Annotated in this window: 23 protein-coding genes; 13 read left to right on the top strand and 10 right to left on the bottom strand. The window is 73.7% G+C overall.

What is annotated here, in order from left to right; all coding sequences use genetic code 11:
* Positions 1-51: 51 nt before the first annotated feature.
* Complete coding sequence (locus ACIBG4_RS19940; RefSeq protein WP_397203015.1) at positions 52-1,173, bottom strand: FAD-dependent oxidoreductase; 1,122 nt, start codon at positions 1,171-1,173, stop codon at positions 52-54.
* A 63-nt stretch (positions 1,174-1,236) separates the two neighbouring features.
* Here ACIBG4_RS19940 and ACIBG4_RS19935 point away from each other — a divergent pair, with 63 nt between their 5' ends.
* The 3 genes from ACIBG4_RS19935 (at position 1,237) to ACIBG4_RS19925 (ending at position 3,904) form a co-directional block, all read left to right on the top strand.
* The gene (locus ACIBG4_RS19935) at positions 1,237-1,686 is read left to right on the top strand and encodes a MarR family winged helix-turn-helix transcriptional regulator (protein WP_397203014.1); all 450 of its coding nucleotides are present in this window, start codon (positions 1,237-1,239) and stop codon (positions 1,684-1,686) included.
* A 335-nt stretch (positions 1,687-2,021) separates the two neighbouring features.
* Positions 2,022-3,227 carry a cytochrome P450 gene (locus ACIBG4_RS19930; protein WP_397203013.1) on the top strand — a complete coding sequence of 402 codons (1,206 nt, stop codon included), beginning with the start codon at positions 2,022-2,024 and terminating at the stop codon, positions 3,225-3,227.
* On the top strand, positions 3,224-3,904 hold the full coding sequence (locus ACIBG4_RS19925) for a TetR family transcriptional regulator (protein WP_397203012.1): 681 nt from the start codon (positions 3,224-3,226) through the stop codon (positions 3,902-3,904). Before ACIBG4_RS19930 ends, ACIBG4_RS19925 begins: the two co-directional genes overlap by 4 nt.
* A 26-nt stretch (positions 3,905-3,930) precedes the next feature.
* Here the strand turns inward: ACIBG4_RS19925 and ACIBG4_RS19920 are convergent, their stop codons facing one another.
* Positions 3,931-4,833 (bottom strand): NADP-dependent oxidoreductase, encoded by a 903-nt coding sequence (locus ACIBG4_RS19920; protein WP_397203011.1) that lies wholly within the window; start codon positions 4,831-4,833, stop codon positions 3,931-3,933.
* Positions 4,834-5,041: 208 nt separating this feature from the next.
* On the opposite strand from ACIBG4_RS19920, the gene ACIBG4_RS19915 reads away from it, so the two are divergent.
* Entirely contained in the window at positions 5,042-5,623 is a 582-nt protein-coding gene (locus tag ACIBG4_RS19915; RefSeq protein WP_397203010.1) for a TetR/AcrR family transcriptional regulator, read from the top strand.
* Positions 5,624-5,703: 80 nt separating this feature from the next.
* Here ACIBG4_RS19915 and ACIBG4_RS19910 read toward each other — a convergent pair whose 3' ends face one another.
* The 3 genes from ACIBG4_RS19910 to ACIBG4_RS19900 form a co-directional block, all read right to left on the bottom strand.
* Positions 5,704-6,072, bottom strand: coding sequence for a DUF4180 domain-containing protein (locus tag ACIBG4_RS19910; protein ID WP_397203009.1), 369 nt, complete (start codon positions 6,070-6,072; stop codon positions 5,704-5,706).
* A gap of 5 nt (positions 6,073-6,077) precedes the next feature.
* Positions 6,078-6,503: a helix-turn-helix domain-containing protein gene (locus ACIBG4_RS19905; RefSeq protein WP_397203008.1), complete on the bottom strand. Its 426-nt coding sequence runs from the start codon at positions 6,501-6,503 to the stop codon at positions 6,078-6,080.
* A 167-nt stretch (positions 6,504-6,670) separates the two neighbouring features.
* A complete protein-coding gene (locus tag ACIBG4_RS19900; protein ID WP_397203007.1) occupies positions 6,671-7,864 on the bottom strand; it encodes an RNA-guided endonuclease InsQ/TnpB family protein in 1,194 nt (397 codons plus the stop codon).
* A gap of 117 nt (positions 7,865-7,981) precedes the next feature.
* On the opposite strand from ACIBG4_RS19900, the gene ACIBG4_RS19895 reads away from it, so the two are divergent.
* Genes ACIBG4_RS19895 through ACIBG4_RS19885 form a run of 3 tightly spaced genes read left to right on the top strand, consistent with a single transcriptional unit; the run spans position 7,982 to position 9,920 of the window.
* Complete coding sequence (locus ACIBG4_RS19895; protein ID WP_397203006.1) at positions 7,982-8,917, top strand: NAD-dependent protein deacetylase; 936 nt, start codon at positions 7,982-7,984, stop codon at positions 8,915-8,917.
* 5 nt (positions 8,918-8,922) lie between these two features.
* The gene (locus tag ACIBG4_RS19890; protein ID WP_397203005.1) at positions 8,923-9,336 is read left to right on the top strand and encodes a YchJ family protein; all 414 of its coding nucleotides are present in this window, start codon (positions 8,923-8,925) and stop codon (positions 9,334-9,336) included.
* Positions 9,337-9,344: 8 nt separating this feature from the next.
* The gene (locus ACIBG4_RS19885) at positions 9,345-9,920 is read left to right on the top strand and encodes a TetR/AcrR family transcriptional regulator (protein WP_397203004.1); all 576 of its coding nucleotides are present in this window, start codon (positions 9,345-9,347) and stop codon (positions 9,918-9,920) included.
* Between the two features lie 35 nt (positions 9,921-9,955).
* Here the strand turns inward: ACIBG4_RS19885 and ACIBG4_RS19880 are convergent, their stop codons facing one another.
* The 3 genes from ACIBG4_RS19880 to ACIBG4_RS19870 form a co-directional block, all read right to left on the bottom strand.
* Positions 9,956-10,732, bottom strand: a complete 777-nt coding sequence (locus ACIBG4_RS19880) for an ABC transporter permease (RefSeq protein WP_310715346.1) — start codon at positions 10,730-10,732, stop codon at positions 9,956-9,958.
* Positions 10,733-10,761: 29 nt separating this feature from the next.
* Complete coding sequence (locus tag ACIBG4_RS19875; RefSeq protein WP_397203003.1) at positions 10,762-12,312, bottom strand: hypothetical protein; 1,551 nt, start codon at positions 12,310-12,312, stop codon at positions 10,762-10,764.
* Between the two features lie 86 nt (positions 12,313-12,398).
* Positions 12,399-13,328: an ATP-binding cassette domain-containing protein gene (locus tag ACIBG4_RS19870; RefSeq protein ID WP_397203002.1), complete on the bottom strand. Its 930-nt coding sequence runs from the start codon at positions 13,326-13,328 to the stop codon at positions 12,399-12,401.
* A gap of 121 nt (positions 13,329-13,449) precedes the next feature.
* Between ACIBG4_RS19870 and ACIBG4_RS19865 the strand changes: the two genes are divergently transcribed.
* Complete coding sequence (locus tag ACIBG4_RS19865) at positions 13,450-15,051, top strand: sensor histidine kinase (RefSeq protein WP_397203001.1); 1,602 nt, start codon at positions 13,450-13,452, stop codon at positions 15,049-15,051.
* Entirely contained in the window at positions 15,048-15,758 is a 711-nt protein-coding gene (locus ACIBG4_RS19860) for a response regulator (RefSeq protein WP_397203000.1), read from the top strand. The genes ACIBG4_RS19865 and ACIBG4_RS19860 overlap by 4 nt, the downstream gene beginning before the upstream one ends.
* Here the strand turns inward: ACIBG4_RS19860 and ACIBG4_RS19855 are convergent.
* Positions 15,735-16,133 (bottom strand): DUF6069 family protein, encoded by a 399-nt coding sequence (locus tag ACIBG4_RS19855; protein WP_397202999.1) that lies wholly within the window; start codon positions 16,131-16,133, stop codon positions 15,735-15,737. The two genes, ACIBG4_RS19860 and ACIBG4_RS19855, sit on opposite strands and share 24 nt — an antisense overlap.
* 131 nt (positions 16,134-16,264) lie before the next feature.
* Between ACIBG4_RS19855 and ACIBG4_RS19850 the strand changes: the two genes are divergently transcribed.
* Both ACIBG4_RS19850 and ACIBG4_RS19845 read left to right on the top strand, forming a co-directional pair.
* Positions 16,265-17,404 (top strand): sensor histidine kinase, encoded by a 1,140-nt coding sequence (locus tag ACIBG4_RS19850; protein WP_397202998.1) that lies wholly within the window; start codon positions 16,265-16,267, stop codon positions 17,402-17,404.
* Entirely contained in the window at positions 17,392-18,045 is a 654-nt protein-coding gene (locus ACIBG4_RS19845; RefSeq protein WP_397202997.1) for a response regulator, read from the top strand. Before ACIBG4_RS19850 ends, ACIBG4_RS19845 begins: the two co-directional genes overlap by 13 nt.
* Positions 18,046-18,158: 113 nt before the next feature.
* Here the strand turns inward: ACIBG4_RS19845 and ACIBG4_RS19840 are convergent, their stop codons facing one another.
* Complete coding sequence (locus ACIBG4_RS19840) at positions 18,159-19,463, bottom strand: aminotransferase class III-fold pyridoxal phosphate-dependent enzyme (protein ID WP_310715330.1); 1,305 nt, start codon at positions 19,461-19,463, stop codon at positions 18,159-18,161.
* A gap of 115 nt (positions 19,464-19,578) precedes the next feature.
* On the opposite strand from ACIBG4_RS19840, the gene ACIBG4_RS19835 reads away from it, so the two are divergent.
* Both ACIBG4_RS19835 and ACIBG4_RS19830 read left to right on the top strand, forming a co-directional pair.
* Complete coding sequence (locus ACIBG4_RS19835; RefSeq protein WP_397202996.1) at positions 19,579-20,484, top strand: fumarylacetoacetate hydrolase family protein; 906 nt, start codon at positions 19,579-19,581, stop codon at positions 20,482-20,484.
* Between the two features lie 9 nt (positions 20,485-20,493).
* Positions 20,494-21,579 carry a helix-turn-helix domain-containing protein gene (locus ACIBG4_RS19830; RefSeq protein WP_397202995.1) on the top strand — a complete coding sequence of 362 codons (1,086 nt, stop codon included), beginning with the start codon at positions 20,494-20,496 and terminating at the stop codon, positions 21,577-21,579.
* Positions 21,580-21,613: the final 34 nt, after the last annotated feature.

The following is a 21,613-nucleotide window of genomic DNA, read 5'->3' as shown; positions in this document are numbered from 1 at the left end:
CGGTACGGCGTCATACCGGCGGATCGTCCAGCCGCCTGCTGACGCCCGCTCTCAGTGGGAAAGGGCGGTGAGGCGGTTGCTGAAGCGGGCGAGCATCCCGCTCTGGGAGGTCTCGGAGAACATCCGGCCGATGAACGGCGGGATCCGCCAGTTGGCGGGGCTGCGCCTGGCCAGCCTGGACACCAGATTGACGTGCGGGTAGCGGGCCCGCTCGTAGGCGCGCAGCCGTTGCGCCGGGTCGCCGCCCTTGGCGAGCTCGCGCCCGAGCACCCACACGTCCTCAAGGGTCTGGTTGGCGCCCTGCCCGAGGGTGGGCGGCATGAGGTGGGCGGCGTCGCCGACCAGGGTGACGCGGCCCTTGCCCCACTCCCGGCGTACCTTCTGCCAGTGGTGGCCGAAGAAGTCGAGGTCGTCCTCGTTCGCCTGGGCGAGCAACTCGGGGACGGGGGACGCCCAGCGGCCGAAGCGGCGCCTCAGCTCGTCCAGAGGCGCGGCGGGGCGCGGTTCGCCGGAGGACCGGCGCACGTCGAACCACCACTGGAGCTTGCCGTCCCCGGCGGGGATCATTCCGCACGCCCCCTCCTTTCCGGTGATCATGAGGTGGAGGTGCGTACGGGTGAGGTCGATGTCGATCCGGCTCAAGGCCTGCCAGGTGCCGAAGGTGGCCGTCCGGATGGGGACGTCGCCCCACAGCTCGCGCCGGACGACCGAGTGGTGACCGTCGGCTCCGATGAGCAGGTCCCCTGTGATCGTCGAGCCGTCGTCGAAGGTCGCCATGACCCCATCGCCGTCCTGGGTCACTTCTCGGCAGCCCCTGCTGTAGTTGATCAGGTCGCCGGGTAGGCCCTCGGACAGCCGCTCCAGCAGCAGACGGCGGGAGACCGACTTGTTCGGGAAACCGTAGAGCGTGGCCGCATGGGCCATGTCGGAGCGGAGCCGCAAGCGGCCGTCGGCTGTCAACGCGTCGATCCGGTCGAACCGGCCACCGACGCCGTCGAGGCTGACACCGAGGTCGTGCAGCACGGCCGCGCCGTTGCTGAAGATGCTCAGCCCCGCGCCGCCCGTCCGCGGGGCCGGCGCCTGCTCGAAGATCCGCACCCGGTGCCCGGCGGCCAGCAGGCTCCGCGCGACGGCCAGGCCGCCCACCCCGGCGCCGATGACAAGAACGTCCATTTCATCTCCATATCGAAGTAACTTCGATTCGAAGATACATCGATATGAAATACATTGGGTCGAGTGACCGACAAGCACCCAGAGGACGTCTACCGCGAGTTCCTGATCGCGGTCATGCTGCACATCGAGGCGATCGCCGACCGGCTCGGCGTGCACCATGTGGACGTGGCCGCCCTCATCCTGCTGGAGATGCGCGGCCCGCTCCCCGTGGGGGCCATCTCCGAGGAGCTGGGGCTGCCGTCCGCCTCCGCGACCCGGCTCATCGACCGCCTGGAGAAGGCCGGCTATGCGCGGCGGGTACGCGGCGAGCGCGACCGGCGCATGGTCACCGTGGAGCTGATACAAGATGGCATGGCCGACTACCACGCCACCCGCATCACTTCCGAGCGGCACCTGGCGGAGATCCGCGAGCACTACACGCCGGAGCAGGTGCCGTTGATGCTGGGCATCCTCACCGGCGTCGCCCGGGCCTACCGCTCGGCGACCAGGGAACTGCGCGAGCAGTCCGGCTGAAGCGCGCGGATCTTCCGCATGCCTCCACCGGGTGGCTGCTGCCCGCTCGGGGTGGGGGTGGCCGCGACATAGCCGGTAGGGAATGCGGCGGCCGTCGGCGCCGGGCCCACGGCCGCGTCTCCTCACTCCCGTGGGGACCTGCCTTCCTCACATAGGGGGTCAAGACGGCAGTTGGCCGGTGCGGCCACAGTTTCGACGACGCCTCGGGCGAGCAGGCGGCGGGCACGCAGTGCGGCCACGCGCGGATCGTGGATGATGCTGCGCCCGACGATGTCGGTTGACGGAGTTAAGTCACATGGCTTAGATAAAGGGGTCGGCCCGAGCGAGGAGAACCCGTGAGTGACGTCGTCCCGGACTACCCCTTCCGCAACCCCTCCGCGCTGGAGCCGCCGCCCGAGTGGGCGAGCCTGCGCGACGGCTGCCCGGTGGCGCCGATCCGGCTGGCCAGCGGCGACCAGGCGCTGCTGCTGACCCGCTACGACGACGTGCGCCAGGTGCTGTCCGACCCGCGCTTCACCCGGCAGCTCGACGCCGACGACGCCGCCCGCGTGACGGCCAACGAGTCCGGCGGCGTGTTCGGCCGCTCCGACACGGCCTCCTCGGCCGGCGGCGAGGCGCACATGCAGTGGCGGCGCCTCGTGGGCAGGGCGTTCACGGCCAAGCGCGTGCTGGCGATGCGGCCGCGCATGGAGGAGATGGCGGAGCACCTCGTCGACGCCATGGTGGCGCAGGGGTCGCCGGCCGACCTGGTCGCGGCGCTGGGGTTCCCGCTGCCGGTGTGGGTGATCTGCGACCTGCTGGGCGTGCCCGACTCCGACCGCGACCGGTTCTCGTACTGGTCGGACACCATGCTCAGCATGACCCGGTACGGGCAGGAGGAGATCGACGCGGCGCAGGCGGAGTTCGACGCGTACCTGTCGGCGCACGTCGCCGCCAAGCGGGCCGAGCCGGGCGGCGACCTGCTCAGCGAGCTCATCGGGATCGTGGACGCGGCCGACGGGCGGCTGACCGAGCCGCTGCTCGTGGGCACCGCCCGCGGCCTGCTGGTGGCCGGCCACGAGACCACCGCGAACATGATCGGCAAGATGGCCGCGATGCTCCTGTCCGACCGGTCCCGCTGGGAGGCGCTGCTGGCCGAGCCGTCGCTCGTCCACCCGGCGGTGGAGGAGGTACTGCGCTTCGACGCCAACCCCGGCTTCGGGATGCCGCGCTACCTGACCGAGGAGGTGGAGGTGGCCGACCGCAAGCTGCCCGCGGGCACGACGGTGATCTGCAGCATGGCCTCGGCCAACCGCGACGAGCGGGCCTTCGAGCGCGCTGGCGAGATGGACCTGCGCCGCTCCCCCAACACGCATCTCGCCTTCGGCGTCGGCCCCCACTCGTGCCTCGGGCAGGCGCTGGCCCGCACCGAGCTGCAGACCGTTCTCGACGTGCTGCTGCGGCGGCTGCCGGGCCTGGAGCTCGCGGTCCCGGCGGCCGAGCTGGCGCCCCGCGAGGGGCTGCTGGTCGGCGGGTTGCGGGCGGTCCCGGTCCGGTGGTGAGCACGGCGAGCACCGGCGGCCCCGCCCGTACGCGCGGCAGGCCCGAGCGCGGGGCGGGCACCCGCGAGCGGATCCTGGCGGCGGCCGAGCGGCTGTTCGCCGAGCACGGCATCGCGGCGGTCTCCAACCGGCAGATCGGCGAGGCCGCCGGCCAGTCCAACAACTACGCCGTCGGCTACCACTTCGGCACCAAGACCGACCTGGTGCGGGCCGTCCTGCGTCGCCACAACGGCGGCATGGAGGAGCGGCGGGCGCGCATGCTGGAGTCCGTCGGCGACGACTCCGGCGTGCGGGAGTGGGCGTCCTGCCTGGTACGGCCGGCCACCGACCACCTGGCCTCGCTGCCGGCCCCCACCTGGTACGCCCGCTTCCTGGCGCAGGCCGACACGGAGCCGACGATGCGGGCGGTGGTCATCGAGGAGGCGGTCGCCACGCCGTCGGTGGGGCGGATCGTGGAGCACCTGTTCCGGCTGGTGCCGGGGGTGCCGGAAGCCGTCCACCGGCAGCGGACCGACATGTGCCGGGTGCTGGTCGTCCACATGCTGGCCGAGCGGGAGCGCGCCCTGCACGAGGATCCGGCGGCCGACCCGGTGACCGTGTGGCGGGACACGGCGACCGCCCTGGTGGACGCGCTGACCGGCCTGCTGGCCGCCCCGGTCACGCCCTCCGCCGCCTAGCTCCGCCGGGGTCCACGCCGCGGCCGTCAGATCGGCGTCAGGACCAGCTTGCCGCGGACGTGCCCCGTCTGGCTGTCGCGGTGGGCGGCGGCCGCGCCGGCCAGGGGGTAGGTGCGGGCGATGGTGACCGTGATCGTGCCGGCCGCCACGAGTGCTGCGACTTCGTCCAGGATCCCGCGCATGTCGCCGGGCTCGCCGTAGACGAACCGCGCGCCCAGCGACTCCGCCGACGCGTCGGCGAGACTGACCACGCGGTGGGGATTTCCGGTCAGCTCCACCAGTGCCGGGAGGGAGCCGCGCCCCGCCGCGTCCACGGCGGCGTCCACACCGTGTGCGGCGACGGCCCGGACTCGTTCGACCAGGCCGTCGCCGTAGGCCACGGGGATGGCGCCGAGGGAGCGCAGGTAGTCGTGGTTGCGCGGGCCGGCGGTGCCGATCACCGTGAGTCCGCGATGCCGGGCGACCTGGACGGCGACGGTTCCCACCCCACCGGCGGCGCCGTCGATCACGATCGTCTCGCCCCGCGCCAGGCCGAGCAGGGCGAAGGCGTGGTAGGCCGTGGTGGCGGCCACGGGGAGGGCGGCGGCCGCCTCCCAGGACACCGCTTCGGGTTTGGCGGCGATGGCATCGAGGTTCGCCAGCGCCAGCTCGGCGTAACTTCCGGAGACCGCCTTGCCGAACACGTCGTCTCCGACGGCGACATCGGTCACGCCCGGCCCTACGCATTCGACGACGCCGGCCACATCGACACCGGGAACGGCGGGAAGATCCACCGGCATCACGGCGGCCATGGCCCCGCTGCGGATCTTCCAGTCGATCGGGTTGACGCCGGCGGCGCGGACAGCGATCCGGACCTGCCCCGGGCCGGGCTCAGGCACCGCACGCTCGGCCACCCGCAAGACCTCGGCGTCACCGTACTCAGCGAACATGACAGCCCGGCAGATCCGTTCCATGGCTCCCTCTCTCGACGCGGCGTCCGATCGATGACGTCCCGTCAACAGGCCCCGACCGCGCACTCCCCCCACGTCGGGGCTCACCCCGCCACCGGCTCGGCAAGGACGCGGGACGGGACATGAACCGGTCCGCTGGTCCGGTACGATACGGTCCACTGGTCCAGTTATGCAAGGAGGTGCCGCTGTGACCGAACGCGCCGATGCCGCCCGCAACCGCGCCGCCGTGCTGGCCGCGGCGGAAACGCTGTTCCAGCGCGAGGACCTCGACCATGTCAGCCTCGCCCGCATCGCCCAGGCCGCCGGTGTCGGCAAGGCCACGGTCATGCGCCGCTTCGGCGACCTGCTGGGACTGGTCGATGCGCTCATCGCGCCACGCGTCACCGCCCTGCAGAGCCGCGTGCGATCCGGAGAACCCCCGCTCGGACCCGGAGGAGACGCTGCCGCGAGCCTCCACGCCTACCTCGACGCGCTGTTCGACTTCGTCCTCGACAACTACACGCTCATCCGCGCGCTGGAGCACTACGGGCCGCACGCCTACTACGCCAATCCCGCCAGCCAGTTCTGGATCGACGAGCTCGCCGACCGGATCCACGCCGCGCGGCCCACCGTCGACGCCGGATACCTCGCCCACGCCGTGTTCACCGCGCTCCGCGCGGACGTCATCGACTACCTGCGCCGACATCGACACATGGACACCGAGCGCATCCGTGCGGGCGTGCACACCCTTGCCGACCCACTCGACCTCGGGCCCGGCTCCCGCCGATGAGAAGGGGCACGAGCACACGCGGACGCCGGCGGCTTCGCCCGCAACCGGCACCGGCTCCGTGCCTGGCTCCGCGCCTGGCTCTACGCCTGGACGAGCCGTTCGCGCAGGGCCTCCAGGTCGGGGACGAACCAGACGTGCCTGCCGCGGTTGCTCTCCACCACGAAGTCGCGCAGCGCGGTGCTGGCCTCGACGTGCCGGGTGATGTCGCCGACGACGGCCACGCCCAGCCGGTAGTTCGCGAACTTCTGCAGGATCTCCCCGGCGACGCGGGTGCGCAGCCGGAAGAAGCCCTCCCCGAGCCGCTCGGCCGGGATCGCCACCCAGGCGGCCTGGCAGGAGAACGCCTCCCCGAGGAGGTCCACCGCCTCGCGCTCGCCGCGCAGGGGCTCGCCGTCGGCGGCGCACACGAGAACGGGCGTGCCGGCGACATGCTGGAGGGTGTCAGGCAACGGGATCAGGGCTCCTCGTCCACGAGCAGATCGATGATTTTGAGGAGTTCGGCGGTCCCGCCGAGGTCGCCCAGGACGATGACCTTGAGGCTGGCCCGTTCCTCGTCGTAGACGGTCTCGACGCGCAGCGTGCCGCCGTCGCGGGGACGGCTTCCGGCCGCCGCCATGACGGTGTTGGCCAGCCGGATGACCGCCTCGCGGCCGATGCCGTCGATCCGCACGATGGCGGACGTCTCGGCGTGGGGTCCGCCGCGTGCGGGCGTCGTGGCCGGGCGCCCGGTGAACGCCTCCAGGTCCTCCGCGGCGATCCGGTACTGCCGGCCGATCCGGGTGGCCCTGAGCCGTCCGTCGCGGACGTAGCCGCGCACGGTCTTGACGTGCAGGCCGAGCACCTCGGCCACCTGCTCCACCGAGTAGTACCGCTCAGCCATCGCTCTGATCCCCCAAACTCCCTTACACTCCCCAACGTAGCACCTTTGAGGGAGCTTTACAGCCAACGGCCGTCTGCGCATGGCCACCGTCGAGGCACTCCCCCGCGTCGGGCACCATGGACGGTTGACATCCTCCCTCGCCTGAAGGCGGGGGATTCCAACGGCCGCTACCCCACGAGGAGGAGGTCGCGTTGAGGTTCGCGGTGCACCGGCCCGGCAACCCGTGGCCCTTCCCGCGCAGACACGGCATGCCCTGCCGCCAGCTTGATGTTCCTGGCCGCGTTCACATCAGCGTTGCAGGCGTAGCCGCAGGACCGGCAACGGAAGTCGGCTTGGCTCTCGCGCGACTTCGCATCCACGATCCCGCACGCCGAGCACCGCTGGCTCGTGAACGCGGGGTTGACCTTGGCGACCCGCTCAGGTGCCTTGTCTTCCAGTCGTTGGACGAGTTGGCCCCATGCGGCGGCCATGATCAACCGATTGAGGCCCGCTTTCTGGCGGACGTTCCGGCCGCGCGCTTCGATGGTGCCTTTGGCCGACGTGGTCATGTTGCGGATCTTCAGGTCTTCGACAGCGATCACGTCGAACCGGCGTGCCAGATCGGTGGAGGTCTTCTCCACCCAGTCCTTGCGTCGGTCGGTCTCCCGCGCCTTCAGCTTGGCGATGGCCCGCTTGACCTTGCCGCGCCGGTTCGACCCCCGCTTGGCCCGCGCCAGCTTGCGCAGGAGCCGCAGCAGGCGCACCTTCTCGGGATCGCGCAGGCCGGGAGCGTTCAGCATCTCCCCGGTGGACAGGGCGGCCGACACGGCCACACCCCTGTCCACGCCCACAGCCTCGCCCGTGCCGGGTACGGGGATCGGGTCCGGGATCACGGCGAACGCCACATGCCAGCGTCCCGCCCGGTCGCGGGTGATGCGGTACGACTTAACGCCGTCGGGGACAGCACGCGACCAGCGAAACCGGACCCAGCCGACCTTGGGAACCTTCACCGCGCCGACATTGCCGGACAGGCGGCGTACGTCGCCCGCCTTGACCGCGACGATCCGGAACCCCTCGCCCTGGCCGCGCTTACGCCACGTCGGGCGGCGGTGCGTCCCGCCGAAGAAGTTCGCCAGCGCTTGGGCGAAGTCCTTGAGTGCCTGCTGCTGCACGATTATCGACCCCGCCCGCAGCCACTCGGATTCCACTCGAGCCTCGGTCAGCTGGCGGCACTGCTCGGCGAACCTGGGCGCGCTCTTGCGTCCCGGCCGCCAGTGCGCGTGCTGCTCACACGCCAGATTCCACACGTACCGGGCGTGCCCGCAATGCTCGGCCAGCGCCTGCTCCTGGGCAGGCGTCGGCGTCAGGCGGTAGCGGGACATGCCGATCAACCTACCGACCCTCACCGACAAAACCCGGAGATCAGAGTGTCCGACCGTTCCGACTTTCCTGCCCGCTCTGAAGGACGGGGCCTCCAGTCTGTAGGGTATTCGGTGACTGTGAGCGCAGAGGACCGCGAGACGACGCCGCTCGCCGCCCTGGCCGAACTCGTCGCCGGGGGCGGCCTGGTGGTGCTGAGCGGGGCGGGGCTTTCGACCGAGTCGGGCATCCCCGACTACCGTGGGCCGACCGGACGGGCTCAGCGGGCCGACCCCATGACGTACCAGCGGTTCGTGGGCAGCGCCGAGGCGCGGCGCCGCTACTGGGCGCGCAGCCACGTCGGCTGGCGGCGGATCGGTGAGGCCGCCCCCAACTCCGGCCACCGGGCCGTGGCCGACCTCGAACGGCGCGGCCTGGTCGACGCCGTCATCACCCAGAACGTCGACGGCCTGCACCAGGCGGCCGGCGCACGGCGGGTCGTCGAGCTGCACGGCGGCCTCGACCGGGTGGTGTGCCTGTCGTGCCGGCAGCGCACGCCCCGCATGGAGCTCGACCGCCGCCTGCGCCGCGCCAACCCCGGCTGGGCGGCCGCCGCGACGGCGATCAAGCCCGACGGCGACGCCGACCTCACCGACGAGCAGGTCGCGGGTTTCCAGGTGGTGGACTGCACGGCCTGCGGCGGGCTCCTCAAGCCGGACGTGGTGTTCTTCGGCGAGAACGTGCCGAAGCCGCGGGTGGACGAGTGCTTCGCGCTGGTGGCGGGGGCGCGGGCGCTGCTGGTGCTGGGGTCGTCGCTGGCGGTGCGGTCGGGGCTGCGGTTCGTCGGCCGGGCCGCCGAGCTGGGCATCCCGATCGCCATCGTCAACCAGGGGCCGACGCGCGGCGACGCCGAGGCCGCGCTGCGGCTGGACGCGCCGCTCGGCGCCACGCTCACGGAGCTGACGAAGGACCTCCAGCGGGGTGAGCCTTCGGGGCGCGCGGTCGTCGGCATGGCCGCCTCAGGAGGCCATGAGGCTCCATCCGCTCCGACCGTCCCTGCCGCCCCGGCACAATAGGGGTCATGTCCCGTCGCGAACCCGCCGGCTGCCCGTGCGGCCTGCCGGCCCCCTACCGTGACTGCTGCGGCCGCTTCCACCGGGGGGAGGGCTCGGCGCCCACGGCCGAGCTGCTCATGCGGTCGCGGTTCGCCGCGTTCGCCGTGGGCGACGAGGCGTACCTGCTGCGCACCTGGCACCCGGCCACCCGGCCGGCACGCCTCGACCTGGACCGCGGGGTTCGGTGGGTGCGGCTGGAGATCCTGGAGGCCGTCCGGGGCACGGTCCTGCACACCGAGGGGGCCGTCCGCTTCCGCGCCCACTACGTGCAGCGCGGGCGCGAGGGCTCCATGGAGGAGCGCAGCCTGTTCGTCCGGCTCGACGGGCAGTGGGTGTACGAGGGACCGCGCGACGACGGTCCGCCGGCGCGGCGACTATAGTAAGTCAGGTGACCAACTCAGTTAAGGGCGCCCGGGGCGGCAAGCGGGAGCGCCTGGCGACCGCGGCGGCCAAGGTGCTGCACGAGCAGGGTGTCGAGAAGACGACGCTGGCCGACATCGCGCGCGAGGCGGACGTGCCCGTCGGCAACGTCTACTACTACTTCAAGACCAAGGACCAGCTCGTCGAGGCCGCCATCGACGCGCACGCCGGGGCGCTGCGCGGCCTGCTCGACCGGCTCGACGGGATGCCCGGCGCGGCGGAGCGGCTCAAGGCGCTCGTGCGCGGCTGGGTGGACCAGCGCGAGGTCGCCGCCCGCTACGGCTGCCCCACCGGGACGCTGGCCTCCGAGCTGGACAAGCGGGCCGACGGGCTGGACCAGGCGGTGGCCGCGCTGATGCGGGAGCTGCTGGACTGGATGGAGCGCCAGTTCGCCGCGCTGGGCCGCGCCGACGCGCGCGAGCTGGCCGTCGCCCTGCTCTCCTCCTACCAGGGGATCTCGCTGCTCACCAACACCCTGCGCGACCCGGCGCTGATGAAGGCCGAGGGCGACCGGCTGGAGCGCTGGATCGACGGTCTCGCCTGACGGCGCCGCACCCCGCCGGAGGCCCCCTGGGCGCGTCAGGCGTCTCGTACGCGCAGCAGCACGCCGCCGCCCGCGAGCGCCGCGACGGCCCACGCGGCGAGCACGCCGAGGCCCGCCCACGGGCTGAGCGGCAGACTCGCCAGGTTCGTGGTGGCCTGTATGGACATGCCCGCGTTGGACGGCGACAGCCGCCACAGCGCCAGCTGCCAGTCCGGGTCGGCGACCATGAGCGGCAGGATCGCCGACACGTACAACAGCCCGAGCACCACCCCGATGGCCGCCGCCGAGTCCCGCACGGCGAGCGCGATCCCCAGGCTCAGCAGCGCGACCAGCGCCAGGTACAGGACCGACCCGGCGGCGGCCCGCAGCGTCGGCCCGTCGGCGAGCGACAGCGGCGGGTGGCCGTTGGCGGCGGTGAAGCCGCGCCCGGGCAGGATGAGCCGCCCGGCCAGCAGCGAGGCCAGCACGGCGAGGGCTCCGGCCGGCACAGTCACCCCGATCAGCACGGCCGCCTTGGCGGCCAGCACGGCGCCCCGGCGCGGCATCGCGGTGAGGGTGGTGCGGATCATGCCGGTGCCGTACTCGCCCCCGACGACGAGGACGGCCAGCACGGCGACGACCGCCTGCCCCACCTGCACCCCGGCGAGCGCCAGCTTGACCGTGTCGTGGCCGCAGCCCGCGGCGCCGCAGGTCACGCTCGCGCTCACCCCGGCGGCCGCCGCCGCCGTCAGCGCGACCAGCGCCGGCAGCAGCCGGCCGACGCCCGTCTCGGTGCGCAGCTTCGTCCACTCGGCCCGCAGTTCGCGCCTCATCCACCCTCCTCGGCCCGCCGGCCCGCGGCTCATGCGTCCCTCCTGTTCAGGCGGTGGGCGGCCAGGGCGAGCGCGAGCACGGCGTAACCGCACAGCACCGCCAGGCCGGCCCACGGCGCGAGCGGGTAGTAGCCCGCCGACGGCACGTAGTTGGCCAGGACCTGCGGGTACGCCGGGATGCTCTGCTGGATCGCGAACCCGGCCGCCGGAGTCAGCCGCAGCAGCCACCGCGCGGCCTCGTCCGGCAGGATCGACGCGGTCGCCAGCAGATGCGGCACCACCACGACCACGACGGCCGCCGTGATCGCCGCCGTGCCGCGCCGGAACAGCGCGCCCAGCGCGAGCGCCAGGACCGCGGCGGCGGCCATCAGCAGCGCCACACCCGCCACCACCCGGACCTGCGTCAGCCAGGACACCGGCAGGACGATGTTGCCGTTGTCGCGCAGGATGCCCGTGCCCAGCGGCACCGTGACGGCGGTGGCCGCCAGACCGGCGGCGAAGGTCACCCCGGCGATCACGACGGCCTTGGCCGCCAGCGCCCGTCCACGCCGCGGGACCGCCAGCAGCGTGGTCCGGATGAGCCCGCGCCGGTACTCCGACGTGACGGACATGACCGCCACGACGATCACCACGATGAGGGCGGTCACCACACCGGTCAGGGTGTTCTCGACGCTCTGCCCGTCGGTGGCCGGCGCGATGTCACCGACGCCGACCACGGTGTACGTGCCGCCGGACTGCCGGAAGCCGCCCGGATGGTGGATCGCCCCGCCGGGCTCCCTGACGGCGCCGATGTCGTCGCCGCGCCACGCCTCGCCCGCGACGCGGCCCGACAGGCCGACCCGGTCGAAGACGGCGGTGGTCTCGGAGAAGCGGACCTGCTCGATGCTGCCGCCGAAGTCGGCGGGCTGCACGGTCAGGTCGCCGGGCGAGGCGGCGAACATCCCGATCTCGGCCGTGGCCGGCAGCCCGGCGAGCCGTGCCGTCCCCACCTTGGTCCACCGCTCGCCGTCGGCGGACTCGTACCCGGTGATGTCCTCGCCCGAGCGGACCAGCCGCAGCCAGCGCGGCGACGACGCCGACACTCCGCCCGGCCGGCCGGCCGTGTCGTGGGTGAAGTCGTCCTGCATCCGCACGCCGTGACCGCCCGTCGCCATGACGGCCGCGTACGTCGAGCCCTGCCGGACGCCGTCCTTGATGATGAGCCCGGCCTTGGCCCACGGCACGACCCGGTTCTCGACCCGCCGGACGCCCTGGACGAGGTCCGGCAACCGTACCTGGCCCGTCATGGACGTGAGGCGGGCGGTGACGGAGCCGTCGCCGGTCAGCGTCCGATGGGCGAAGAAGAAGTGGTCGGTCACCGCCTCGCCGCCCGGTCCGACCGGCGGGGCGGGGCAGGCGTCGTCGGGACCGCCGCACGACGTGTGGCTGCCGGTCGCCGTCATCAGCCCGAGCAGCACGGTGACCAGGGCGGCGGCGGCCATGCCGGCCACCCAGCCGCGGACCGTGCGGAACTTCGTCCACTCGGCCAGCACCGCCCGCCCGAACCCGCCACCCCGAGCGGAGTCTCTGCCCGCCCTCATCGCGCCGCTCCCGCGACCTGCCGGAGAGCCTGTCGCGGCGCTCACCGCGTCGCTTCCGCGACCTGCCGGGGAGTGTGTGCCCGCGCTCATCGCGCCGCTCCGCCGGCCGACGCACGGAACTCGACCGCGTCGCGGGTCAGCTCCATGTACGCCTCCTCCAGCGTCGCCCGGTGCGCCGACACCTCCGAGAACGGCACCCCGCCGGCGTTGAGCAGTCCCACGACCCGCTCGGCCGGCATCCCCGAGACCGTCACCGTGTCCTGGCCGGACACGGCCACGACGGCGCCCGCCCCGGCCAGCACCGTCATCGCCGCGGTCCGGTCGGAGGTGCGCAGCGTGACCCGGCCGCGGGAGGCGGCGCCGACCAGATCGGCCACGGCGGCGTCCGCCACCACCCGGCCACGGCCCACCACCACCACGTGCCCGGCGGTGTCCTCCAGCTCGCTCATCAGATGGCTCGACACCAGCACGGCCCGGCCCTCGCCGGCCAGCGAGCGCAGCAGCCCCCTGATCCAGACCATGCCCTCGGGGTCCAGCCCGTTGAACGGCTCGTCCAGCATCAGCGTCGGCGGGTCGCCCAGCAGCGCCGCCGCGATGCCCAGCCGCTGGCGCATCCCGAGCGAGTACCCGCCGGCCCTGCGCCGCGCCGCCGGACCCAGCCCGACCAGGTCGATCACCTCGTCCACCCGCCGGGCGCCCAGCCCCTGCGAGTGGGCCAGCCACAGCAGGTGGTGGCGGCCGGTGCGGCTCGGCTGCAACGCGCCCGCGTCCAGCAGCGCGCCGACGTGCCGCAGCGGCTCACGCAGGCTCCGGTACGGCCGGCCGCCGACCAGCGCGCTGCCCTCGTCGGCGGCGTCCAGACCGAGCACCACCCGCATGGTGGTGGACTTGCCCGCGCCGTTGGGGCCGACGAACCCGGTGACCCGTCCCGGTGACACGGTGAACGTCATGCCGTCCAGGGCCAGGGTCGGGCCGTACCGCTTGCGCAGGCCGGCGACCTCGATGGTGGTTTCCATGGCACCGCAGGCTAGGCGGCGGCGCAGGGCGGGCGCGTCACGCGGGGGAGCCATCATCACCGGTGTGGCATCCCTCGATCGAGGGATGCCACGAACCTGGACGACCAGGACAATGACCAGGGTGGACGGAACGCATGACCAGCCGAAGCGACTCCCCCGGCCGGGAGCCGCGGCCCCGCCGGGCGCCGCCGCCTCGCCGGACGCCGCGGCCTCGCCGGACGCCGCGGCCTCGCCGGACGCCGCGGCCTCACCCGCCGTGAACGGACCGGACGCGGACCGACCGGACGGTGGCCGCGTGGTCGAGGACCGGTCCGGGGCACGGGGGTCGTGGGCAGGGTGGTCGTGGGTAGCGCGGTCGTGGGCAGGGCGGTCGTGGGGGGAGCGTCTCAGCGGGCCGTACGGGCCGGTCGTGGTGGGGGCGTTCCTGATGGCCGGGGCGCTGGTGGAGTCGACGGCACACGCGGTGAGCCCGGTGCTCGCGCTGACCACCGACCGGCCGCTGTTCCTCATCGTGTACGGGCTGCTGGCCCTGGCCACGACGCTGCCGGTGGTGGCGCTGCGGGGGCAGCCGGTGGCGGCCGGGCTGGCCGTCTCGGCGGCGGGCGTGCTGTCCCTGACGGCGTTCCAGACCATGACCGTCGCGGGCGCGGTCGCCCAGCTCCTCACCGGCTACCGCCTCGGCCGGGCGGCGCCGCGGCTCGTGGCGGTCGCGCCGGCGGTGCCGTTCCCGCTGCTGGCGCTGATGGGCCAGGCCCAGGGCGAGGCGCGGCTGCTCACGCTGGTGCTGGCCTCTCTGGCACCGGCCGCGGCGCTGGCCGGCATCGCGCGGCGGGCACGCGGCGAGGCGCGTGAGAGCGCGGCGGCCCGCCAGGTCGCCACCGAAGGGCTGCTGGAGCACGTGGCGCGGGGCGAGCGGGCCCGCATCGCCCGCGACCTGCACGACGTGGTGGCCCACCACATCTCGATGGTGGCCGTGCAGGCCGAGACGGCCCGGCTGGCCACGCCCGGCATGCCTCCCGCGGGCGCGGAGCGGCTGACGGCCATCGGCGACACCGCCCGCGCCGCGCTGACCGAGATGAGGCGGCTGCTCGGCGTGCTGCGGGAGGACGCGGGCGCCGCCCCGGGGGCTCGCAGTCCGCAGCCCGGCCTGGGGCTGGGCGAGCTGAACGAGCTGCTCGACGCGGCCCGCGACGCCTCCGGAACGGGGACGCGCCTGATCCTGCGGGGCCGTCCCGTCCGGCTGGATCCGGGTGTGGAGCTGACGGCGTACCGGATCGTCCAGGAGGCGCTCACCAACGCCCGCCGGCACGCGCCGGGGGCCGCCGTGGACGTCGAGCTGCACTACACGGGCGAGGTGCTGCGGGTCCGGGTCCGCGACAACGGGCCCGGACCGTCACACCATCCCCCGCAGCCGAATGTCCGGCACGGCGCGCCGGCCGGCCAGGGACCGAGCGGGCCCGGACCCGGCGGGCATGGGCCGCCTCGTCACGGGCCGGCCGGGCATGGACTCGTCGGGCATGGGCTCGCCGGGATGCGGGAGCGGGCGGCGGCCGTGGGCGGGCGGCTCACGACCGGGCCCGCGCCCGGCGGCGGCTTCCTCATCGAAGCCACTCTCCCCGGCGCGGCCCCGGACCCGGACCCGGACGAGCCTCGAGGAGACGTGGGCAGGCGGGCGGGGACAGGTGCCGGCGTGGTGGTCGGGAACGGGGGTGGGGGCGGATGACGGGAACCGGCCTCTCCCCCGCCGTGCGCGTCGTCGTCGCCGACGACCATCTCGTCGTCCGCACCGGGTTCGCCGAACTGCTCGCCACCCAGCCGGACTTCGAGGTGGTCGGGACGGCCGCCGACGGTGCGCAGGCCGTGCGGGTGTGCCGTGATTTGCGCCCCGACGTGGTTCTCATGGACGTCCGGATGCCCGGCATGGACGGCATCGAGGCCACCCGCCGCCTGGCCGCGGCCCCCGGTGAAGGGCCGAGGGTGCTGATCCTGACGACGTTCGACCTGGACGAGTACGTCTACGACGCGCTGCGCGCCGGGGCCAGCGGGTTCCTGCTGAAGGACGTCACCGCCGAGCGGCTGTTCGACGCGGTCCGGGTGATCGCCGCGGGCGAGGCGCTGCTGGCCCCGGCGGTGACCCGGCGGCTGATCGGCGAGTTCGCCCGGCTCCAGCAGGGGCCCGACGCCGGTTCGGCGGCGGCGCTGGCCACGCTCACGCCGCGCGAGACGCAGGTGCTGCGGCTCATCGCCGAGGGCCTGTCGAACCCGGAGATCGCCGCCCGGCTGACCGTCACGGAGGAGACGGTGAAGACGCACGTGAGCCGGGTCCTCGGCAAGCTCGGGCTGCGCGACCGGACGCAGGCGGTGGTCGCCGCGTACGAGACGGGCCTGGTGGTCCCGGGGGCGCGGTCACGTACCCAGGGAAGTGGTTGATCGGCGCCTCAGCCCGGGGAAGAGCACGGCGGCGACGGCCAGGTGCAGAAGGACCAGCGTCAGTGTCGCGGCCGCGCCCACGGCGCCGCCGAGCGGCCCGAGAAGGGAGACGATCAGCACGACCAGGGCCGTGATCGTCCAGAGGCGGCCGGGCCGGGCCGAGAACCGCTCCAGGGCGGCCAGCAGCGCCCAGCCCGCCAGACCGGCCAGCAGGCTCACCAGGGCGATGGTCACCGGGCCGACCGTCTGGGTGACGCCGCCCTGCCGCACCGTCAGCACGACGCCGGCCAGAGGTACCGCCAGGCACCACACGGCCAGGGCGGCGGCGGGTGCGCCGACCACGGTGACAAGGAGTCTCTTGGTGGAGGTGTTCACGCCGTTCAGCCTGGCCGGGGGTGCCGTGCCGCCGCATCGGGCCCGCGGTCGCGCCATGTCCTTCTCCGGAGGGGAGCGCCTCCTCCTTTGGTAGGTGCCGGCGGTGCCGTACCGGGGGCTAGCCTGACCCGATGACCGAGCGCCGGCTCCACAGAATTGTCACTGCGGCGATCGTGGTCGCCGGGATCGGCGGACTCGCGGCCTTGACGCTCCGGGGGCAGGCCGGCACGTCCTCGGCCATGCACGTTCTGGACATCGCGGTCGCGGCCGTGAGCGTGGCCGCGGCGGTCGCCCAGCTGTGGTGGCCGATGGCCGGCGCGCTGGTCGCCACCCTCCTCGCGGTCGCCTCGCCGGTGGCCACCCCGGCGGCGACCCTGGGGGCGTTGCAGGTGGCCCAATGCCGGCGCCTGCCCGTCGCGGGCGCGGTGGCGGCGGCCGGCGTCGCGATGCACCTGGCGCAGGGGCTGTGGCGGCCGAACACCGGCATCTCCCTCGGCTGGTGGCTGCTGCTGATCTCCGCCGCGTACGGCGCGATGCTCGGCTGGGGCGCCCTGGCCCGTTCCCGCCGCGCGTTGCTGATCTCGCTGCGCCAGCGAGCCCGCCGTGCCGAGGCCGAGCAGGGCAGGCGGGTGGCCGAGGCGCGGATGGCCGAGCGCCGCAAGCTCGCCGGGGAGATGCACGACGTGCTGGCCCATCGACTGTCTCTGGTGGCCACCCACGCCGGCGCGCTGGAGTACCGCCCGGACTCCTCGCCGGAGCAGCTCGCCCGTGCCGCCGGGGTGGTTCGGGCGGGAGTCCACCAGGCGCTGGAGGAGCTGCGCCAGGTGATCAACCTGCTGCGCGAGGACGGCGAGGGGGAGGACGGCGGCCCCGAGCCTCAGCCCACGCTGGCCGACCTGCCGCGCCTGGTCACCGAGGCACGCGAGGCCGGAGAACAGGTCCGGCTGCGCGACGAGGTCGCCGATGCCCTCGCCCTCCCGGCCGCCACCGGCCGGACCGCCTACCGCGTCGTGCAGGAAGCGCTGACCAACGCCCGCAAGCACGCCGCCGGACAGCCGGTCGAGGTGCTGCTGCGGGGCGGTCCCGGGGCGCGGTTGCTGATCGACGTTCACAACCCGATGCCCGAGGCCGGTGCGGCGCCGACCTCCCCGGGCAGCGGCACGGGTCTGGTCGGGCTGACCGAACGCGTACGGCTGGCCGGGGGGCGGCTGGACCACCAGGTCGTCGACGGGCGGTTCCGGCTGCGGGCCTCGTTACCATGGCCTGCGTGATCCGCGTTCTCCTGGTGGACGACGACGCCCTGGTCCGCGCCGGGCTGTCCATGATGCTGGACGGCGCCGCCGGCATCACCGTCGTCGGCGAGGCCGCCGACGGCCGGGAGGCCGTCGCGGCGACCGACGCCCACGCCCCCGACGTCGTCCTGATGGACCTGCGGATGCCGCACGTGAACGGCATCACCGCCACCCGCCGTTTACGCGAGCGCCCCCGCCCGCCGGAGGTGATCGTGCTGACCACCTTCGACACCGACGAGAACATCCTGCACGCGCTGCGCGCCGGCGCCAGCGGCTTCCTTCTCAAGGACACGCCGCCCGCGCAGATCGTGGAGGCGGTCACGCGGGTCGCCGGGGGCGATCCGATCCTGTCCCCGCGGATCACCCGCAGGCTGATGGACCGCACCATCACGCAGGCCGGAGCCTACGAGCAGGCCCACGCCGCGCTGGCCGCGCTCACTCCTCGCGAGTTGGAGGTGGCCCTCGCGATCGCACACGGCCGGACGAACGCGGAGATCGCCGCCGAGCTGTTCATGGGCATCACCACGGTGAAGGCCCACGTCTCCAGCATGCTCACCAAGCTCGGCCTGGACAACCGCACGCAGATCGCCCTGCTCGCGCACGACGCCGGCCTGGCCTGACGCGCTCACCCCGCGCCGGCCATGCTGACGCGCTGGGCGAAGGGACCGCCCCGACTCAGGTCGCCGCCGCGCCGAAGCCGCCGTCCGGCACCCTCAGCCGGAGGGGCACGCACTCAGCCGAGCGCGATCGACCGGAGCGCGTCCTCGAAGACGTCGACGGTGGCGGCGACGTCGGCCTCGGTGTGCGCGGTGGACAGGAACCACAGCCCCCGCGGCACCATGTTGACCCCGCGGTCGAGCAGCGCGGCGTGCAGGCGGCCCATCATGGCGCGGTCGGTCCTGGCGAAGTCGCGATAGTCGCGCACCGCGGGCCGGTCCGTGAAGTACGTCTGGAAGACCGGGCCCGGCCCGTCCACCAGCATCGGGACCCCCACCTTGGCGGCGGCCTCGCGCAGGCCCGTCATGAGCTGCCGGCCCCGGGCGTGCAGGGTGCCGTAGACCTCCTCGCGCTGCTCGTCCAGGATGCGCAGGGTTGCCTCGGCGGCGGCGATGCCGACGGGCTGCGAGTTGAACGTCCCCGCGTGCGCGACCTTGCCCGAGGAGATGGCGTCCATCACGAACGCCCGCCCGGCCAGCGCGGAGACCTGCATGCCGCCCGCCATCGCCTTGCCGAAGACCGACAGGTCGGGGCTGACGCCGAGGTACTCCTGGGCGCCCCCGGGGGCGAGCCGGAAGCCGGTGATGATCTCGTCGAAGATCAGCAGGCTGCCGTGACGGTCGCACAGCTCGCGCACCGCCTGGAGGTAGCCGGGGTCCGGCTCGATGGCGCCGGTGTTGCAGAGCACCGGCTCGGTGACGACGGCGGCGATCTGCCCCGCGTGCAGGTCCATGAGCCGGGTCAGCGACTCGAGGTCGTTCCAGGGACAGATCACCAGGTCGGCGGCGGGTGGCTGGCCCGCGGTCCCGGGCACGGCGCGGGGCCGGTCGTGCGGCCCGGCGTCGTCCAGGGGCGGGTGCACGCTGTAGAGGACCGGGTCGAGCCAGCCGTGGTAGTGGCCCTCGAACTTGAGGATCTTGGGGCGTCCCGTGAAGCCCCGCGCCAGCCGCCAGGCGGCGTGTACGGCCTCGGAGCCGACGGTGTTGAAGCGGACGCGCTCGGCCGAGGGCACCATCGCGCACAGCCGCTCGGCGACGCGGGCCTCGGCCGCGTGCTGGGCGGAGTACACGATGCCGCGGGCCACCTGCGCGGTGACGGCGTCGACCACCGCGGGCGGGCAGTGGCCGAGCAGCGCGGGGCCCTGGCCGAGCACGTAGTCGAGGTAGACGTTGCCGTCGACGTCCCAGAGCCTGGCTCCCGACGCCCTGTCCACGTAGAGCGGCACGCCCGCGGTGCGGCGGGCGTCGCTGGAGACGCCGCCGGCGATGTAGTGCTGGGCAGTGGTGTAGAGGTCGCGGCTGACGTCCAGAATCCGGGTCATGCCGACCATCAAACGGTGACAGATCGCCCGGCGACAAGAAAGACAGCAAGAAGCGGGTCGTAAGCGCAAATTTCGATGCTTGTGGAGGTCGTGGGCCCTTGATGGGCTTACGGACATGTTTCTTGGACGCATTCGGCGTACCCCCTCCAGCCCGGTCGAGCTGGTGGCCCGGCGCGCGCCCGGCGAGCTGGTGAGCCTGGCCGGCCTCGCGCCGGAGCTCGGCCCGGCGCCCGGCCCGGCGCCCGGCCGGGAGCTCGGCCGGGAGCTCGGAGCGGACCCGGTGGCCGCCCTGGACTTGTTCGGGCTCGACCGCCTGAGCGAGCTGGCGGCCGGCCGCGGCGGCCCTCTCCTGGACGAGAGCGCGGTGCTCTTCGAGCCGCCCGTGGCCACCTGCACGAAGATCTGCTGCCTGGCGCTGAACTACCAGGAGCACGCGGACGAGAGCGGCCTGGAGGTTCCGCCGGAGCCGGTGCTGTTCTTCAAGCCGCCGTCCGCGCTCGTGGGCCACAACCGCCCGGTGCTCCCCCCGGCCCGCACCCGCCATCTGGAGCACGAGGTGGAGCTGGCCGTGGTCATCGGCAAGGTGACCAGGGACCTGCCGGCCGAGCGGTGGCACGAGGCCGTCGCCGGATACACGGTGATCAACGACATGACGGCGCGCGACCTGCAACTGGCCAACATCGCCCGCAACGTGCCCTGGGACCAGTCCAAGGGCTTCGACACCTTCGCGCCCGTGGGCCCGTACCTGGCGACGGTGGACGAGGTGCCCGACCCGCAGGCGCTGGAGCTCACCCTGGAGGTGGACGGCCAGGTCAGGCAGCGGGCCAACACCAGGCAGATGGTCTTCGGCCTGCCCCGGCTCATCGCCGACCTGTCCGACGGGATGACCCTGATGCCGGGCGACCTCATCGCGACCGGCACCATCGCCGGGATCGCCCCGCTCAAGGACGGCGACACCATGCGCGCCACCGTGGAGGGAATCGGCACATTGGTAAATACGGTCAAATTCCGGTCAGCCTAAAATGGGGGCATGACATACGCTATGGCCGCCCTGGTGGACATCGACGACTTCATGGTCTCGGAGCAGGTCCGGGGGCGGCCATGGGCACAGCGCCAGCTCCGGCACGCCGACCAGGCGGTGCGCGCCGCCGCCCGGGGCCGTCCGGGGGCGACCTGCCACCCGCGGCCGCCCGAGGAGTGGCTCGTCATGCTGACCGGGGCCGATCCCGCCACGCTGATGTCCGACGCGGCCGCGCTGGCGGAGGACGTCCGCGCCGCGATCGTCCGGGAGACCGAGTGGACCGCCACCGTCAGCCTGGGCTTCCCCAGCGTGGGCTCGGTCGCGGCCGAGCGGGACGCCCTGCGGGTCAACGGCTACAAGCTCGTGCTCGGCGGCGACCGGGTGATCGAGCCGCCGTCCGCCGGCCGGGTGGCCGCCGCACCTCCCGTGCGGATAGAGCGGGAGCTGACCAGGCGTGTGCGCGCGGGCGACCACAACGGCGCGGCGGGGCTGCTGGCGAGCTGGGTCGACAGGTGCGCCCGCGACGCCGACCCCGAGACGCTGCGCAACTGGCTGATCGGCCAGTTGCTGTTCGTCGTGGACGTGGCCAACCGCGCCACGCTGGCCGACGGCTCGACCGACTGGGTCATGACGTGCGCCCGGCTGCCCATCGAGGACATCGTCACGGTCGGCGACATCCACGAGCGTTCCTACCTGCACATGTGGCTGCGTGACACGCTCGGGCGGCTGGTGCCCGAGCCGCCGCGCAGGGACGTGCTCGCGCTGGCGGAGGCGTACATGGACGAGCACTACACCGATCCGGAGCTGCGCCTGGCGACGGTGGCGGAGGCGGTCAGCGCGAGCCCGTTCTACATCTCGCACCTGTTCGCGGAGAAGCGCAGGACGACGTTCCTGCGCCACCTGACGGGGCTGCGCCTGCGGCACGCGCGCCGGCTGCTGTCCACCTCCGGCCTGCCGGTGGACGTGATCGCCACGCGCACCGGCTACCCGACCGCGAAAGCACTGCGTGGCGCGTTCCGGCGGCACGTCGGCTGCTCCCCCACGGAATACCGCAGGGCCGGGTTCCGGCCCGACCGTGACCAGGCCCGATCGTGACCGGGCCTGATCGTGACCAGGCCCGATCGTGACC

The sequence above is a fragment of the Nonomuraea sp. NPDC050383 genome, assembly GCF_044459125.1.
Lineage (GTDB): Bacteria > Actinomycetota > Actinomycetes > Streptosporangiales > Streptosporangiaceae > Nonomuraea.
This window is presented reverse-complemented; position numbering and strand designations above follow the sequence as displayed.

Excerpts from the sequence above, each read along its gene's own strand:
- ACIBG4_RS19870 (WP_397203002.1), bottom strand. The coding sequence starts at position 13,328 with ATGGAAACCACCATCGAGGTCGCCGGCCTGCGCAAGCGGTACGGCCCG.
- ACIBG4_RS19860 (WP_397203000.1), top strand. The coding sequence starts at position 15,048 with ATGACGGGAACCGGCCTCTCCCCCGCCGTGCGCGTCGTCGTCGCCGAC.
- ACIBG4_RS19875 (WP_397203003.1), bottom strand. The coding sequence starts at position 12,312 with ATGAGGGCGGGCAGAGACTCCGCTCGGGGTGGCGGGTTCGGGCGGGCG.
- ACIBG4_RS19890 (WP_397203005.1), top strand. The coding sequence starts at position 8,923 with ATGTCCCGTCGCGAACCCGCCGGCTGCCCGTGCGGCCTGCCGGCCCCC.
- ACIBG4_RS19835 (WP_397202996.1), top strand. The coding sequence starts at position 19,579 with ATGTTTCTTGGACGCATTCGGCGTACCCCCTCCAGCCCGGTCGAGCTG.
- ACIBG4_RS19920 (WP_397203011.1), bottom strand. The coding sequence starts at position 4,833 with ATGTTCGCTGAGTACGGTGACGCCGAGGTCTTGCGGGTGGCCGAGCGT.
- ACIBG4_RS19900 (WP_397203007.1), bottom strand. The coding sequence starts at position 7,864 with ATGTCCCGCTACCGCCTGACGCCGACGCCTGCCCAGGAGCAGGCGCTG.
- ACIBG4_RS19905 (WP_397203008.1), bottom strand. The coding sequence starts at position 6,503 with ATGGCTGAGCGGTACTACTCGGTGGAGCAGGTGGCCGAGGTGCTCGGC.
- ACIBG4_RS19880 (WP_310715346.1), bottom strand. The coding sequence starts at position 10,732 with ATGAGGCGCGAACTGCGGGCCGAGTGGACGAAGCTGCGCACCGAGACG.
- ACIBG4_RS19940 (WP_397203015.1), bottom strand. The coding sequence starts at position 1,173 with ATGGACGTTCTTGTCATCGGCGCCGGGGTGGGCGGCCTGGCCGTCGCG.
- ACIBG4_RS19830 (WP_397202995.1), top strand. The coding sequence starts at position 20,494 with ATGACATACGCTATGGCCGCCCTGGTGGACATCGACGACTTCATGGTC.
- ACIBG4_RS19845 (WP_397202997.1), top strand. The coding sequence starts at position 17,392 with ATGGCCTGCGTGATCCGCGTTCTCCTGGTGGACGACGACGCCCTGGTC.
- ACIBG4_RS19840 (WP_310715330.1), bottom strand. The coding sequence starts at position 19,463 with ATGACCCGGATTCTGGACGTCAGCCGCGACCTCTACACCACTGCCCAG.
- ACIBG4_RS19850 (WP_397202998.1), top strand. The coding sequence starts at position 16,265 with ATGACCGAGCGCCGGCTCCACAGAATTGTCACTGCGGCGATCGTGGTC.